A 13,408-nucleotide genomic window follows, 5' to 3' on the forward strand; every position below is an offset into this window, starting at 1 on the left:
TCACCGTCGCGGAGATGGCGGCTGCCCGAGCACCTTCCGTCAGCCGGCGATGCGCCGGGCCCCGGCGTAGCCGCCGACCGAGTCCACCGCGGCGACCTTGACGACGTCGCCCGAGGTCGGGGCGTGCACCATCTGGCCGTTGCCGATGTAGATGCCCACGTGGCTGATCGGGCGGCGGAAGAACACCAGGTCGCCCGGCTGCAGCTGGTCGCGGGAGACCGGCTGGCCCACGGTGGCCTGGCTGCGGCTGGCGCGCGGCAGGTTGACCCCGGCCGCCTTGTAGGCGAACGAGGTGAGCCCCGAGCAGTCGAAGGCGCGGGGGCCGCTCGCGGCCCAGACGTAGGGCTTGCCGCGCTGCGCCATCGCGGTGTCGACGGCGACCTGCGCCGCCCGGCTGTTCGCGACCACGGGCGCCGCGGGGGCCGGCGCCGACCGGTCGTCGCGGCTGGCGCGCGTCTCCTCGGCCCGCTCCTCGACGGCGGGCTCGGCGGGGTGCGCGGCCGCGGCCACGGCGGCCTGCCGCTCCTGGGCGCTGAGCTGGTCGAACTGGGCCCGGAACTCGTCGACCTGCTTCTGCAGGTCGGCCTGCTGGGCGGCGACGGCGTCGTAGGTGGCCTGCGCGTCGGTCGCGGACTGCTGCGCGGCGGCCTGCGCCTGGGCGGCGGCGACGTTGGCGGCGGCGGCGCGCTCGACGATGCCGGTCTGGTGGCCGGCGATGGTCTGCAGGGTGGTCACCCGCGACACGAACTCGTCGGCCGAGCCGCTGACCATCATCGCCTGGAACGAGTTCATGCTGTCGCCGGTGTAGGCGGTGCGGGCGACCGCGCGCACGGACTGCTGCGCTGCGGCCAGCTCGGCGGTGGCCCGCTCCAGCTCGGCACCCGCGGCGACCGCGGCGGCCTGCTGGGTGGCCAGCGTGTCCCGGGCCTCGTTGAACTTCTCGGTGACGACCTCGAGCGCGTGACCCCGCTCGGCGACCATGCTGGCCGCGTCGGCCGACGAGGTCGGGGCACCCGGCTCGGCGGAGGCCGGCGCGGTGGCGAGCAGGATGCCGACGGTGCCGGCGAGGGCGATGCCGGCCCGGCGCGTGGTGGCGCGGCGGGCGGACGTGCGCAGGGGGGACGCCATCGTGCGGCGACTCTCCGATCTCGTCGTGCAGGAGTCATCGGCCGAGGTGGACTGGTCCGTCTCGGCAGGACGCCGTGCTGTGGTGGCCGGGCCCTGCCCCTGCCGACGACGGCGGAGCGGCTCCCGACATCCGGCGCCTGTCACCCGGGAAGTGACTGACAGGCCTCGCGGATGCACTCACCGTAGGGGCCGTGACCCGGCCGTGACAATGCCCTGAAGAACATTTGTGTAATTCGATGTGCGCGCTGAGTCACATGGGTCGGGCGGCAGCCGGTGGTCCGGCGGCGCGCCCCGGTTTCGGCCCGGCGCCCCGGAGGCACTGACCGGTGCATGGACCTCCGCAAGCCCCTGCTCGCCCTCGCCCTCGCCGGATCCCTGGTCGCCTGCGGCGACAACAGCGACCTGGAGCGCGGCGAGACGAACTGCGACTCGACCTCCGACCAGGCCAGCAACCCGAACGACGCCAGCTGCGAGGAGACCGGGTCGAACGACGGCAACAGCAACCCGTGACCGCGGCCCGGTGACGCCGGGTCCCGAGGGCGGCGAGCCCACCTCCCCCAGCCGGCCCCGGTCCCGCCCTACCGTCGTCGCCGTGCTCGCCACCGTGATCGCCGGGGTCAGGGCCGGCCTCGTGGGCCGGGACCTCGCCCTGCTCGCCGCGGGGCTGACCTTCTACGCCGGCATCGCGATCGTCCCGCTGCTCGTGCTCGCCTTCGGGCTGACCGCGTGGCTGACGTCCGCGGAGCGGGTCCAGGAGCTCGGGCGGCGGCTCGCCGAGCTGCTGCCCGGGGAGCTGGGCGCACCGGACGCCGTCACGCGGCTGGTCGATGCGGGCGCAGGGTTGACCCCGCTCGGCGCGCTGCTGGCGCTCCTCCCCATGTCGCTGTACGGCGAGGGCCTGCGGCGGGCCCTGCTGCGCTTCAGCGACCGCGCCGACCGGATGACCGGCTGGCGGGGACGGCTCGCATCGCTGCCGCTGCTGCTGCTGACGCCCGTGCTGCTCTACCCGCTGCTGCTGGCCGCGGCCGCGATGGCCGACCTCGCCGAGCGCGGCGGCCTCGCGGGCACCCTCGGGCAGGTGGCCGTGGGCTTCTACTCGGTCCTCGCGGCCCTGACCCTGCCGATCGCGTTCGGCTTCCGCGTCGTCGCCGGCGTCCGGGTGCACCTGCGCGCGCTCGTCGTCGGGGCGCTGTTCACGGCTGCCTGCCTGTCCGGCTTCCTGCAGGGCTTCGTGCTCTTCCTGTCCCTGCCGCTGGACCTCGGCGCACCCTTCGGCGGGCTGGACGTCGTCGGCGGCGTCGTCGCCCTGGGGCTGTGGCTCTTCCTGCTGCACCTGGTCCTGGTGGTCGGGTGGCTGGCCACCCGCGCCCTCGACGAGTTCTGGACCGCCCCGGCCGGTGTGCCCGCCGCACCGGGGCGGTAGGAACGGGGGCATGCCCGACTCGATGCTGGCCGGCCGGCTCAACGTGCGCACCCGTGAGTTCGTCGTCAAGGAGGTGCCCCGGCCCACGCCCGGCCCGGGCGAGGTGCTGATCAAGGTGGCCGCCGCCGGGATCTGCCTGTCCGACGTGCACCTCATCGAGGGGCAGCTCTCCCCGCTCTTCCTCGACGGCGACGAGGTGACCCTGGGCCACGAGGTCGCGGGCACCGTGGCCGAGCCGGGCGACGGCGTCACCGGGTGGGCCGAAGGGGCACGCGTGCTGCTCCAGGCCGGCGAGCTCAAGGGCGACTGGGTGCACACCCGCGGCGTCGACTACGACGGCGGCTGGGCCGAGTACGCGCTCGCGACGGCGGACACGCTGGTGCCGGTGCCCGACGACCTGCCGCTGGAGCAGGCCTGCATCGTGCCCGACGCCGTCTCCACCCCGTGGGCCTCGATCGTGCGGACGGCGCAGGTGCGCCCGGCCCAGCCGGTCGGCGTCTGGGGCATCGGCGGGCTGGGCGCGCACGCCGTCCAGCTGCTCCGCCTGGCCGGCGCCGCCCCGATCGTCGCCGTCGACCCGGTGCCCGCGGCCCGGCAGCGCGCGCTCGACTTCGGCGCCGACCTGGCGCTGGACCCGTCCGACGACATCGCCGCCCGCGTCCGCGAGCTGACCGGCGGGGCCGGTCTGGCGTACGCGTTCGACTTCGCCGGGGTGGAGGCGGTGCGCGAGCAGGCGGTGCGCTGCCTCGAGCGGGACGGCGGCCTGGTGCTGGTGGGCCTCACCGACCAGCCGCTGTCGATCCGCAACGGCACGCAGTTCAGCTACTTCGGCCAGCGGATCCTGGGCCACTACGGCTCCGATCCGGCGCACGTGGTCGAGCTGGTGGACCTGCTCCGCCACGGGCGGCTGGACCTCTCCCGCTCGATCTCCGGAACCCTGCCGCTGACCGAGGCGGCCGAGGGCGTGGAGCGGCTGGCGCACAAGCAGGGCGACCCCATCCGGCTGGTCCTCACCCCCTGACCCCTTGCGCGACGGGCGCGGTCCGGGCCAGCCTGCCGGGGTGGGAGGTGCCCGGACCGCGGTGCTGGTCGCCGTCGTGACCTGCGCACTGGCCGGCTGCGCGCCGGCCGGCGCCGGGGACGACGGGCCGCCCCTCCCCGGGCCGGAGCCGTACCCCGAGGAGGTGCTCGAGCTCCCGCCCGTGACCGGGGAGATGCACGCCGTCCTCGACGAGGCCCGGGCACGCTGGGGCGACCACCCCGACTTCGGGCAGCCGGAGATCAGCCTGGACCGGACGCTGATCGTCCTGCGCTGGCACGGTCCACCGCCGGCCGAGCTGACCGCCCTCGTCGAGGGCCGTGCGCACCCGGACTTCGACGTCCGCCTGGACCGGACGCCCTTCCGGGACAGCGAGCTGTCGGAGGAGGCCGGTCGCCTGGTGCGCGAGCACAGCGGCGTGGTCCACACCGCGTGGCCGCGCACCGGCGGGGACGGCGTCGGGCTCGGCATCGACCCCTCGGTCGCCGGCGACGACGTCGTCGCCGCACTGGACCGGCTCGGCATCACCAGCCGGTTCCCGCTCTTCCCCGAGGCGTCGTCGCCCCCGGTGGCGATCCCGGCCGGCTGAGCTCAGGCGCGGTCGCCCGGCTCCACGATGTGCACGTCGACCGCCCGGAACTGCTTCGGCGTCTCGAGCAGCACCGCCTTGGTGGGCTCCCCCACCTCGAGGAACGCGTCCCGGCGCAGCGCGGCGAGCGCCCGCAGCTTCGGCTCGCCCAGCACGTCGTCGACGAGTCCCCGGTCGCCGCCGGTGAACAGCGCCTCGAGCCCGTCCAGGTGCGGCAGGAGCACCCGCGCGGCGGTCTCGACCGCGTGGTCGACGACGGCATCGGTCTGGTTGGACCGCCGCCGGGCGAACCGCTGCTGCGACCAGCCACCGGCGGCCGTGCGGCCCTGCACCTGGCGGGCATCGACCTTGGAGACGACGAGCGCCTCGCCGTCGAACACGCCCACCGCCCACCGGCCGCGGCGCACCAGCAGCACGGCGGCGCGGTGGTCCCGCCCGGCGGCCGCGGTGAAGCTCGCCAGCAGCGGGGCCTCCGGCGTCCAGCCGAACGGCGCACGCAGCGTGACCGCCGTGGTGTCGGCGCAGGTGAGGGCCAGCCCGTCCGCCGCGGGCAACACCTCGGTGAAGGCCCCGTGCCGGGTGGCGACGCCGTCCAGCCAGCGGCCCAGGCGCGCGGGGGCGACGCCGAGCTGCCGGCCGCCCCCGGCAGCCGGCCGTGGCCGGGTCACCGGCTCAGCCGGCCAGCGCGGGTTCGGACGCGTGCTCGGCGGGCACCCGCAGCAACCGCTGGAAGAGGGCGACGACGATCGCGGCGACCCCCGCGGCGATGGTGGCCACCACGAACGCGGTGTTGGCGCCGTGCACGTCGACGAGCTTGCCGGCCACCGAGGCGCCGAGCGCGACGCCCAGACCGAGGGCCGTGCCGATCCAGGTGAAGGCCTCGGTCACCACGGCGCGGGGGACGAGCAGCTCGGCGAGGGTGAAGGAGCTGATCAGCGACGGCGAGACGGCGATCCCGGCGACGACCACGAACGGCACCATCACCCAGACGTCGTCGACCAGCAGCAGCGGCACGGTGAGCACGGTGAGCACCGCCAGGGCGACCGCCAGCCTCCGCCGGAGGGGGACGCGCCAGTGCACGGCGCCCCAGCCGATGCCGCTGGCCATCGACCCCACCGCGAGGCCGGCGATGAGCACGCCGGAGAGCGCCATGGCGTCCTTCTCGTCGGCGAAGGCGACCAGGGCGATCTCGAGCGTGCCCAGGATGGCGCCGACCGCGGCCCCGACGACGAACAGCACCCGCAGTCCGGGGGTGCGGATCGCGGAGGGCCCCTGCCGGCTGGCGTGCCCGTGCGGCTCGGGCTCGGTGCGGCGCTGGGCGGCGAAGAGCAGGCTGCCCACGGTGGCGAGGGTGAAGGCCGTGACGACACCGGAGGTGGCGTGCCCCGTGGTGGAGAGGAAGGTGACCAGCACCGGGCCGACGATGAAGACGAACTCGTCGACGACGGACTCCATGGACAGCGCCGTGTGCAGCCGGTGGCTGCCGCGCAGCAGGTGGGTCCAGCGGACGCGGATCATCGAGGAGACGGGCGGGATGCACGCCCCCGCCAGGCCGGCGGAGACGAAGACGATCCACAGCGGCCACGCCTCGCGCACCGAGAAGAGGAAGACCAGGCCGGCGGAGACGAAGACGGCCAGCACCGGCAGGAGCACCCGGCGCTGGCCGTGCGTGTCGGCCCACCGGCCGAGCAGCGGTCCGGCGGCCGCCGTCGTCACGGCACCCACGGCCGCGACCGCGCCCCCGAGGCCGTAGGAGCCTGTCTCGGACGCCACGAGCAGCACCGAGCCGAGCCCGACCATCGACAGCGGGAGCCGGCCGACGAATGCGGCGAGCACCATCGGCAGGGCGTGCGGGGTCCTGAGGACCTGCAGGTAGGGGTTCGCCACGAGCGGCAGAGCCTCCGTCACACGTAGTGGGGCACCCGCCACGCTAACCGACACCGGTCGGTCCCGCGTCGTGCGGCGCTGTGGCGTCCTGCAGCACGGGCGAGGCCCGGAACCCCTCGGGGTCCCGGGCCTCGCCGGTCAGCTGTGCTGGTTACGAGAGCCGGCTCTTGAGGATCTCCAGCTCGTCCCACATGGTCGTGGGGAGCTTGTCGCCGAACTTCTCGAACCACTCGGTGATCTGCGGGATCTCCGCCTGCCACTCGTCGGGCTTGACGGCGAGCGCGGCCTCGACCTGCTCGGGCGTCATGTCCAGACCGGAGACGTCGAGGGAGTCGACCGTGGGCACGTGGCCGACGGGGGTCTCGACGGCGGCGGCGGTGCCCTCGAGGCGCTCGACGACCCACTTCAGCACGCGGCTGTTCTCACCGAAGCCCGGCCACAGGAAGCCGCCCTCGTCGTCCCGGCGGAACCAGTTGACGTAGAAGATCTTCGGCAGCTTGGTGGCGTCGGCCTGCTTGCCGGTGTTCACCCAGTGGCCGAAGTAGTCGGCGGCGTTGTAGCCGATGAAGGGCAGCATGGCGAAGGGGTCGCGGCGGATGACGCCGACGGCGCCGGTCGCGGCGGCGGTGGTCTCCGAGGAGAGCGTCGCCCCCATGAACACGCCGTGGTTCCAGTCCCGGGCCTCGCTGACCAGCGGGACCGTGGTCTTGCGGCGGCCGCCGAAGAGGATGGCCGAGATCGGCACACCCTTCGGGTCCTCGTACTCCGGCGCCAGGATCGGGCACTGGGTGATCGGGGTGCAGAAGCGGCTGTTCGGGTGGCTGGAGAGCTCGTCGCTCTCCGGCGTCCAGTCGCGGCCCTTCCAGTCGGTGAGGTGCGCCGGCGGCTCGTCGGTCATGCCCTCCCACCAGACGTCGCCGTCGTCGGTCAGGGCGACGTTGGTGAAGACCGAGTTGCCCTTGTCGATCGTGCGCATGGCGTTGGGGTTGGTGTCCCAGCCGGTGCCCGGCGCGACGCCGAAGAGGCCGTACTCGGGGTTGATCGCGTAGAGCCGGCCGTCCTCGCCGAACCGCATCCAGGCGATGTCGTCACCGATGGTCTCGACCTTCCAGCCCGGGATGGTCGGCTCGAGCATGGCCAGGTTCGTCTTGCCGCACGCCGAGGGGAAGGCGCCGGCGACGTAGTAGGTCTTCTGCTGCGGGCTGGTGAGCTTGAGGATCAGCATGTGCTCGGCCAGCCAGCCCTCGTCGCGGGCCATGGCGGAGGCGATCCGCAGCGCGTAGGCCTTCTTGCCCAGCAGCGCGTTGCCGCCGTAGCCGGAGCCGTAGGACCAGATCATGCGCTCCTCGGGGAACTGCACGATGTACTTGGTCTGGCTGCAGGGCCACGGCACGTCGGCCTGACCGTCCTCGAGCGGGGCACCCAGGGAGTGCATGGCGGGGACGAACGGGCGGTCGGTGCCCAGGGCCTCGAGCACGCGGCTGCCGATGCGCGCCATGACGCGCATGGAGACGACGACGTACTCGGAGTCGGTGATCTCGACGCCGAACATGGGGCTCTCGGCCTCGATCGGGCCCATGCAGAACGGGATCACGTACATGGTGCGACCACGCATGGAGCCGCGGTACAGCTCCGTCATGATCGACTTCATCTCGTTCGGGTCCATCCAGTTGTTGGTGGGACCCGCGTCGGCCTCGTCGACCGAGCAGATGAAGGTGCGGTCCTCGACGCGAGCGACGTCGCTGGGGTCGGAGGCGCACCAGTAGGAGTTGGGCTTCTTCTCCAGCGGCCGGAAGGTGCCGGCGGCGACGAGCTTCTGGGTGATCCGCTCGTTCTCCTCCTCGCTGCCGTCGATCCAGACCACCTGGTCCGGCGACGTCAGCTCGGCCATCTCCCGCACCCAGGCCAGCAGCCGGGCGTGCGTGGTGGGGGCGTTCTCGAGACCGGGGGTGGCCACGGAAGTCACGGCGTCTCCATCCTCTGCGTAGCCGGGGCGGAGCCTGCACCGGCGGTCGTGCTCTCCAGCTGCGGTCGCGCCTGCGGCCGACCCGGATCGGGAAAGGGTACAAGCGCGGACACCCCGCTGTAACTGCGATGAATGTTACGTATAGGACGTCTGCTCCTCAGGTCGAAGGGCCCTGGTGAGAGGCGTTGTTCGACACATCTCGCGAACCCTCCCGTCACGCTGGCACCGCTCCGCGCCCGCGCGGTCACTCTCCGCGACCGCTTCGTTCAGGGGCCGGACTGCTGGGGCTCGCCGCGCCGTCCTCCCTCACCGTTCGGGGTCCTCCCTCGCCGTCGACCGTGAGGGAGGACCCCTGGTGATCAGGTCTCCTGATCACCGGCCTCCGGCGCGCGGCCGTAGGCCGGGCCGACCTCGGCGGCGAACTCGTCCCACGAGCCGGGCTGCGGCCGGCCGGTGACGACGGCGTCGAACTTGTCCAGGTACCAGTGCCAGCCCATGGCGAAGTCGACGACGTCCACCTCGGCGGGGAACACCTGCACGAAGCGCAGCACCGTGCGCCCCGCCTCGACCGACAGGTCGAGGTCGATGCGCCAGATGCCCGCCCCGTCCTGCTCCTGGACCCACTGCACGACCAGCCGGTGCGGCGGCTCGCACGCGACGATCTGCATCGCGTCGCCGGCGTGCTGGTCCTCGTGGGTCATCGTGAAGGTGCCGGTGGCGCCCGGGGCGCGCTCGCCGTCGTAGGTGCCGATCCAACGGGCGAGCCGGTCGGGCTCGGTGAGCGCCGACCACACGTCCTCGATCGGGTCGGGCCAGCTGCGCCGGAACTCCAGCCGCTGCCGGCCGTCCTCCTCCGCGGTGACGGTGCCGCGCCGGGTCTCCACGTCCGTGTCCTCACTTCGCGGGTTCATGCGCTCTCTCCGTTCCTCGTCAGCCGCCGGCCGCGGGCGATCTCGGTGTCCAGGGCGTCCAGCCGCTGCGCCCACAGGTCGCGGTAGGGCTCCAGCCACTCGTCGAGCTGGCGCAGCGGCGCCGGCTCCAGCGCGTAGCGGCGCTCCCGGCCCTCGGACCGCACCCGGACCAGGCCGCTCTCCCGCAGCACCCGCAGGTGCCGGCTGATGGCGGGGCGGCTCACCGGGAAGGGGGCCGCGAGCTCGCCGGCGGTCCGCTCACCGGTGGCGAGCAGGGCCAGCAGCTCCCGCCGGATGGGGTCGGCGAGCGCCTGGAGTGCCTGCACGCAGGATGCGTAACACATCGGTTACGCGTTGGTCGAGGGGTTCGCCCCCGCGGCATCGGGATAGGAGGTCGCCCATGACCGTCACCGATCCCGACACCCCGGACCCGCTCAACGACCCCCGCACGACGCAGGCCGATCCCGGGGCCTACGGCGAGGGCGCCGACCTCGCCTCGACCGCGGACGACCCGGCGGCGACCGGGGACGACGAGCTGGCCACCAGCCAGACGCTCTCGGACGAGGCCGGCGGCGGCGACGTCACCGGCGGCGCGTTCTCCGACGGACCGCCCGCCTGACGGTGTGACGGACCGGTCCTCCCGGGTATGCCGTGGCCGTCATGCCCGCTGCACCCGAGGAGGACCGATGGCCACCGGTGAGACCGGCTTCGAGGACGTCTACTACGACCTCATCTCCGTCCAGTACCACTCGCTCAAGGCCGGGCACGACTACGGCCAGTACGTCCGGGACGCCGAGAACGCGGGCCTCGAGGACGTCGCGCAGTTCTTCCGCAAGGTGATGAAGCAGGACTCCAAGCGGGCCGCGAAGGCCCACGAGTTCCTCGGCCGCCTGCAGGGCACCGACAAGGGCGGCCCCGCGGCGAAGTGAGGCGCGGCAGGATGGCTCCGTGATCAGGACTGCGCTGTCCCGCCGGTTCGGCCTGCGCACGCCGGTCATCGGTGCGCCGATGGCCGGCGTCGCCGGTGGGGCGCTGGCGGCCGCCGTGTCCCGGGCCGGCGGGCTCGGGATGATCGGCATCGCCGGCAACCACGGCGCCGCGTTCGTCGCGGAGCAGTGCGCGATCCCCGCGGCGGAGCGGCTGCCGTTCGGCGTGGGGCTGATGGCCTGGGTGCTCGACGACCGGCCCGACCTGCTCGAGGCCACGGTCGCGGCGGGCCCCGCGCTGGTGTCGGTCTCCTTCGGCGACCCCGCCCCCTACGTAGCACCGCTGCACGACGCCGGCATCGCGGTCGCGGTCCAGGTGAACACCGTGGCCGACGTGCACCGCGCCGTGGCCGCGGGAGCCGACGTGGTCGTCGCGCAGGGCAGCGAGGCGGGCGGGCACACCGGTCACCGCGCGACGCTGCCCCTGCTGCAGGAGGCCCTGGCGCTCACCGACCTGCCGGTGGTGGCGGCCGGTGGGATCGCGACCGGGCGCGGGATGGCCGCCGTGCTCGCGGCGGGCGCCGCCGGCGTCTGGATCGGCACGCCGCTGCTGGCCTGCCCCGAGGGGCTGAACTCTCCCGCCGCCCGCGCCCGCGTGCGGGCCGCGGCGGGCGAGGACACCGTGCTCACCCGCGCCTTCGACGTCGCCCAGCGGCTGGCCTGGCCGCAGCGGTGGCCGGGCCGGGCGCTGGTCAACGACTTCAGCCGCACCTGGCACGGCCGGGAGGACGAGCTGGCGACCGACGACGCCGCCTCGCGGCTGGTCATCGAGGCGCGGAAGAGCGACGACCTGGAGCAGGCGCCGGTCTACGCGGGCGAGTCCGTCGGCCTGGTCACCGCCGAGCGGTCGGCGACCGACGTCGTCCACGAGCTGTCCGCCGACGCGGAGACGGCCCTGCGGGCCGTGCCGGGCCTGCTGGACTAGACGGCGCAGCTGCCGTCGTCGCAGCCCTCGGCCGCGGGGACCGTGACCAGCGGGTTCGCGTCGGCCCAGGCGCGCTCCAGCACCTGCAGCAGCAGCTCGGCCGGCTGCGCGCCGGCGGCGCCGTACCTGCGGTCGACGACGAAGAACGGGACGCCGGTCGCGCCGAGCGACTGGGCGGTGGCCGAGTCCTGGTCCACCGCGGCGCGGTACCGGCGGTCGGTGAGCACCTCGCGGGCCTCGGTCTCGTCCAGGCCCACCTCGGCGCCCAGGGCCACCAGCGAGTCGACGTCGAAGACGCTGCGCGACTCCTCGAAGTGGGCGTGCAGCAGCAGTTCCTTGAGCTCTCCCTGCACGCCGCGCTCGGCGGCCAGGTGCAGCAGCTCGTGGGCGAGCGAGGTGTTGCCGCTGATGCCACCGGCCAGGTCGTAGGTCAGCCCCTCGGCCGCGGCGACCTCCTCGAGCCGGCGCATGTTCTGGCGCATCGCGTCCTCGGACTGGCCGTACTTGCGGGCCAGCGCGGGCAGCGTCGCGTGCGTCTCGCCCTCGGGGATGGAGGGGTCGAGCTGGAAGGAGCGCCACACGACCTCGACCTGGTCGCGGTGCGGGAACTGCTCCAGGGCCGTCTCGAGCCGGCGCTTGCCGACGTAGCACCACGGGCAGACGACGTCGGACCAGACCTCTACGCGCATGCCCGGCCCAACTTCACTGCCCTGTCGAGCATTCCTGCCAGTCACCATCACACTCTGCCGGCGAAATCCGGACGTCGCCGGTGCGATCGCACCCGCATCGTCCGGAGATCGCCGGCAAGGTGGCGCGAACGGACGCTCAGCGCACGCCGACGAGGTCGACGACGAAGACCAGCGTCGCGCCGGGCTTGATGACGCCGCCGGCGCCACGCTCGCCGTAGGCCTTGTGCGCCGGGATGGTGAGCCGGCGGCGGCCGCCGACCTTCATGCCGACGATGCCCTCGTCCCAGCCCTGGATGACCATGCCGACGCCCACGCGGAACTCCAGCGGGTCGCCGCGGTCCCAGGAGGCGTCGAACTGCTCGCCGCCGTCGTGCGTCACGCCCACGTAGTGCGCGCTGACCAGGTCGCCGGCCTTGGCCTCCTGGCCCTCGCCGACGACGAGGTCCTCGATCACCAGGTCATCGGGCGCGGGCCCGGTCGGCGGCTCGACGTCCGGTCGGCTCAGCTCGGCCACGGTTCTCCCTCCCGCGCCGGGACGTTCCCGGCGCCGTCTGCCCCCATCCAAGCAGCGGGCGGGGCCGGGGTCTCCTCGACGGGGACGGCGGCCGGGACGTCGAGCGGGTGGGCCAGCTCGTCGGCGGGCAGCCGGCCCGCCGCGATCGCGACCACGGCGAACAGCAGCGGCGCCAGCCCGGCGACCAGGAAGGCGCCGGTGAGCCCGACCAGCTGGCTGAGCGGGCCGGCCAGCGCCATCGACAGCGGCATGAGGCTCAGCGAGACGAAGAAGTCGAGGCTGGACACCCGGCCGAGCAGCGCCGGCGGCACGCGTCGCTGGAGCAGCGTGCCCCAGATGACCATGCCCGCCTGCAGCGTGCCGCCGACGACGGCCGTCGCGGCGAGCAGGATGCCCAGGTCGGTGGTCAGACCGAAGGCGACCATGGGCAGGCAGCCGACGCCCCACAGCAGGTTCATGACGGTCAGGTAGCGCCGCGGCAGCCGGAGCGAGGCCACCAGCAGCGAGCCCAGTGCCCCGCCGATGCCGAACGCGGCGAGCACCCACGCGTGCTGGCTGGGCCCGCCGCCGGCGTCCGCGATCGCGAAGGGCACGAGGACCTCCAGCGGCCCCATGAAGACCAGCGTCATCGCGGCGGCGAACAGCAGCGTGGTCAGCAGCCACCGCGTGGCCAGCATGTAGCGGAAGCCCTCGCGGACGTCGGCGAGCAGGCCGGGTTCCGCTCCGTCGACCGCGGCCTTCCGGCGCACCGGCGTCGCCGGCAGCGCCAGGGCGCACCCCGCGGCGAGGAACGCGACGGCGGCGGTGACGGCGAGCGCCGCGCCGGGGGAGTACGCCGCGACCAGCAGCCCGGCCAGCGCCGGGCCGGCGGCCTGGCCCAGCACCGGCCGGACGGCGCCCTCCAGACCGTTGACCGCCAGCAGGTCGCCCTCGGGGACGAGCGCGGGGACCAGGGCCGAGTACGCGGGGTAGAACAGCCCGAGGGCGACGCCGTCGACCAGGGCCACCACAGCCAGGTGCCCGACCTCCAGGACGCCGGTCAGCGAGAGCACCGCCGCGACCGACACCGCGCAGCCCTGCAGCAGCGAGACGGTGAGCAGCAGCAGCCGCTGGGGCACCCTGTCGGCCAGGGCGCCACCCACCAGGGTCGTGCCGAGCATGCCGCCGGCGTTCAGCCCGGCGACCAGCGAGAGGGAGCCCGGATCGCCCCCGAGGGCGACCACCTGCCACACCATCGCGATGGCCCACAGGCCCTGCGTGAGCAGGGCCAGCACCAGCACCGCGGCCAGCACCCGGTAGGCGGGGTGCCGGAGCGGCGCGAGGGCGCGCGGCATCGCCATCGATCTCCTCC

Annotated in this window: 16 protein-coding genes; 7 read left to right on the forward strand and 9 right to left on the reverse strand. The window is 74.2% G+C overall.

Translation table 11 applies throughout. The features are described 5' to 3' along the window. Nucleotides 1-39: 39 nt before the first annotated feature. Complete coding sequence (locus tag DQ244_RS07180; RefSeq protein ID WP_113810804.1) at nucleotides 40-1,128, reverse strand: C40 family peptidase; 1,089 nt, start codon at nucleotides 1,126-1,128, stop codon at nucleotides 40-42. 330 nt (nucleotides 1,129-1,458) lie between these two features. On the opposite strand from DQ244_RS07180, the gene DQ244_RS07185 reads away from it, so the two are divergent. The 4 genes from DQ244_RS07185 (at nucleotide 1,459) to DQ244_RS07200 (ending at nucleotide 4,179) form a co-directional block, all read left to right on the forward strand. Then, on the forward strand, nucleotides 1,459-1,638 hold the full coding sequence (locus DQ244_RS07185) for a hypothetical protein (protein WP_113810805.1): 180 nt from the start codon (nucleotides 1,459-1,461) through the stop codon (nucleotides 1,636-1,638). An 82-nt stretch (nucleotides 1,639-1,720) separates the two neighbouring features. Further along, a complete protein-coding gene (locus tag DQ244_RS07190; RefSeq protein ID WP_233491236.1) occupies nucleotides 1,721-2,551 on the forward strand; it encodes a YhjD/YihY/BrkB family envelope integrity protein in 831 nt (276 codons plus the stop codon). Nucleotides 2,552-2,561: 10 nt separating this feature from the next. Continuing rightward, the gene (locus DQ244_RS07195) at nucleotides 2,562-3,572 is read left to right on the forward strand and encodes a zinc-binding dehydrogenase (RefSeq protein ID WP_113810807.1); all 1,011 of its coding nucleotides are present in this window, start codon (nucleotides 2,562-2,564) and stop codon (nucleotides 3,570-3,572) included. A 40-nt stretch (nucleotides 3,573-3,612) separates the two neighbouring features. After that, the gene (locus DQ244_RS07200; protein WP_147251487.1) at nucleotides 3,613-4,179 is read left to right on the forward strand and encodes a hypothetical protein; all 567 of its coding nucleotides are present in this window, start codon (nucleotides 3,613-3,615) and stop codon (nucleotides 4,177-4,179) included. A 2-nt stretch (nucleotides 4,180-4,181) separates the two neighbouring features. Here DQ244_RS07200 and DQ244_RS07205 read toward each other — a convergent pair whose 3' ends face one another. The 5 genes from DQ244_RS07205 to DQ244_RS07225 all read right to left on the reverse strand — a co-directional run bounded on the left by DQ244_RS07205 (nucleotide 4,182) and on the right by DQ244_RS07225 (nucleotide 9,269). After that, nucleotides 4,182-4,847 (reverse strand): acVLRF1 family peptidyl-tRNA hydrolase, encoded by a 666-nt coding sequence (locus tag DQ244_RS07205; RefSeq protein WP_113810809.1) that lies wholly within the window; start codon nucleotides 4,845-4,847, stop codon nucleotides 4,182-4,184. A gap of 4 nt (nucleotides 4,848-4,851) precedes the next feature. Further along, entirely contained in the window at nucleotides 4,852-6,087 is a 1,236-nt protein-coding gene (locus DQ244_RS07210) for an MFS transporter (protein ID WP_233491237.1), read from the reverse strand. 130 nt (nucleotides 6,088-6,217) lie between these two features. After that, nucleotides 6,218-8,032: a phosphoenolpyruvate carboxykinase (GTP) gene (locus DQ244_RS07215; protein WP_113810810.1), complete on the reverse strand. Its 1,815-nt coding sequence runs from the start codon at nucleotides 8,030-8,032 to the stop codon at nucleotides 6,218-6,220. 359 nt (nucleotides 8,033-8,391) lie between these two features. After that, nucleotides 8,392-8,916 (reverse strand): SRPBCC family protein, encoded by a 525-nt coding sequence (locus DQ244_RS07220; RefSeq protein ID WP_233491238.1) that lies wholly within the window; start codon nucleotides 8,914-8,916, stop codon nucleotides 8,392-8,394. 23 nt (nucleotides 8,917-8,939) lie between these two features. Then, nucleotides 8,940-9,269, reverse strand: coding sequence for a helix-turn-helix transcriptional regulator (locus DQ244_RS07225; protein ID WP_199580268.1), 330 nt, complete (start codon nucleotides 9,267-9,269; stop codon nucleotides 8,940-8,942). A gap of 74 nt (nucleotides 9,270-9,343) precedes the next feature. Between DQ244_RS07225 and DQ244_RS07230 the strand changes: the two genes are divergently transcribed. The 3 genes from DQ244_RS07230 (at nucleotide 9,344) to DQ244_RS07240 (ending at nucleotide 10,854) form a co-directional block, all read left to right on the forward strand. Beyond that, on the forward strand, nucleotides 9,344-9,562 hold the full coding sequence (locus tag DQ244_RS07230; protein WP_113810813.1) for a hypothetical protein: 219 nt from the start codon (nucleotides 9,344-9,346) through the stop codon (nucleotides 9,560-9,562). A 67-nt stretch (nucleotides 9,563-9,629) separates the two neighbouring features. Next, complete coding sequence (locus DQ244_RS07235; protein WP_113810814.1) at nucleotides 9,630-9,872, forward strand: acyl carrier protein; 243 nt, start codon at nucleotides 9,630-9,632, stop codon at nucleotides 9,870-9,872. A gap of 19 nt (nucleotides 9,873-9,891) precedes the next feature. Further along, nucleotides 9,892-10,854 (forward strand): nitronate monooxygenase family protein, encoded by a 963-nt coding sequence (locus DQ244_RS07240; protein ID WP_113810815.1) that lies wholly within the window; start codon nucleotides 9,892-9,894, stop codon nucleotides 10,852-10,854. Here DQ244_RS07240 and DQ244_RS07245 read toward each other — a convergent pair. The 3 genes from DQ244_RS07245 to DQ244_RS07255 all read right to left on the reverse strand — a co-directional run bounded on the left by DQ244_RS07245 (nucleotide 10,851) and on the right by DQ244_RS07255 (nucleotide 13,397). Beyond that, nucleotides 10,851-11,543, reverse strand: a complete 693-nt coding sequence (locus DQ244_RS07245; RefSeq protein ID WP_113810816.1) for a DsbA family oxidoreductase — start codon at nucleotides 11,541-11,543, stop codon at nucleotides 10,851-10,853. The two genes, DQ244_RS07240 and DQ244_RS07245, sit on opposite strands and share 4 nt — an antisense overlap. A 136-nt stretch (nucleotides 11,544-11,679) precedes the next feature. Then, nucleotides 11,680-12,057 (reverse strand): FKBP-type peptidyl-prolyl cis-trans isomerase, encoded by a 378-nt coding sequence (locus DQ244_RS07250; RefSeq protein ID WP_113810817.1) that lies wholly within the window; start codon nucleotides 12,055-12,057, stop codon nucleotides 11,680-11,682. Next, entirely contained in the window at nucleotides 12,045-13,397 is a 1,353-nt protein-coding gene (locus DQ244_RS07255) for an MFS transporter (RefSeq protein ID WP_113810818.1), read from the reverse strand. Before DQ244_RS07255 ends, DQ244_RS07250 begins: the two co-directional genes overlap by 13 nt. Nucleotides 13,398-13,408: the final 11 nt, after the last annotated feature.

This window comes from Blastococcus sp. TBT05-19 (assembly GCF_003319095.1).
Classification (GTDB): Bacteria; Actinomycetota; Actinomycetes; order Mycobacteriales; family Geodermatophilaceae; genus Blastococcus.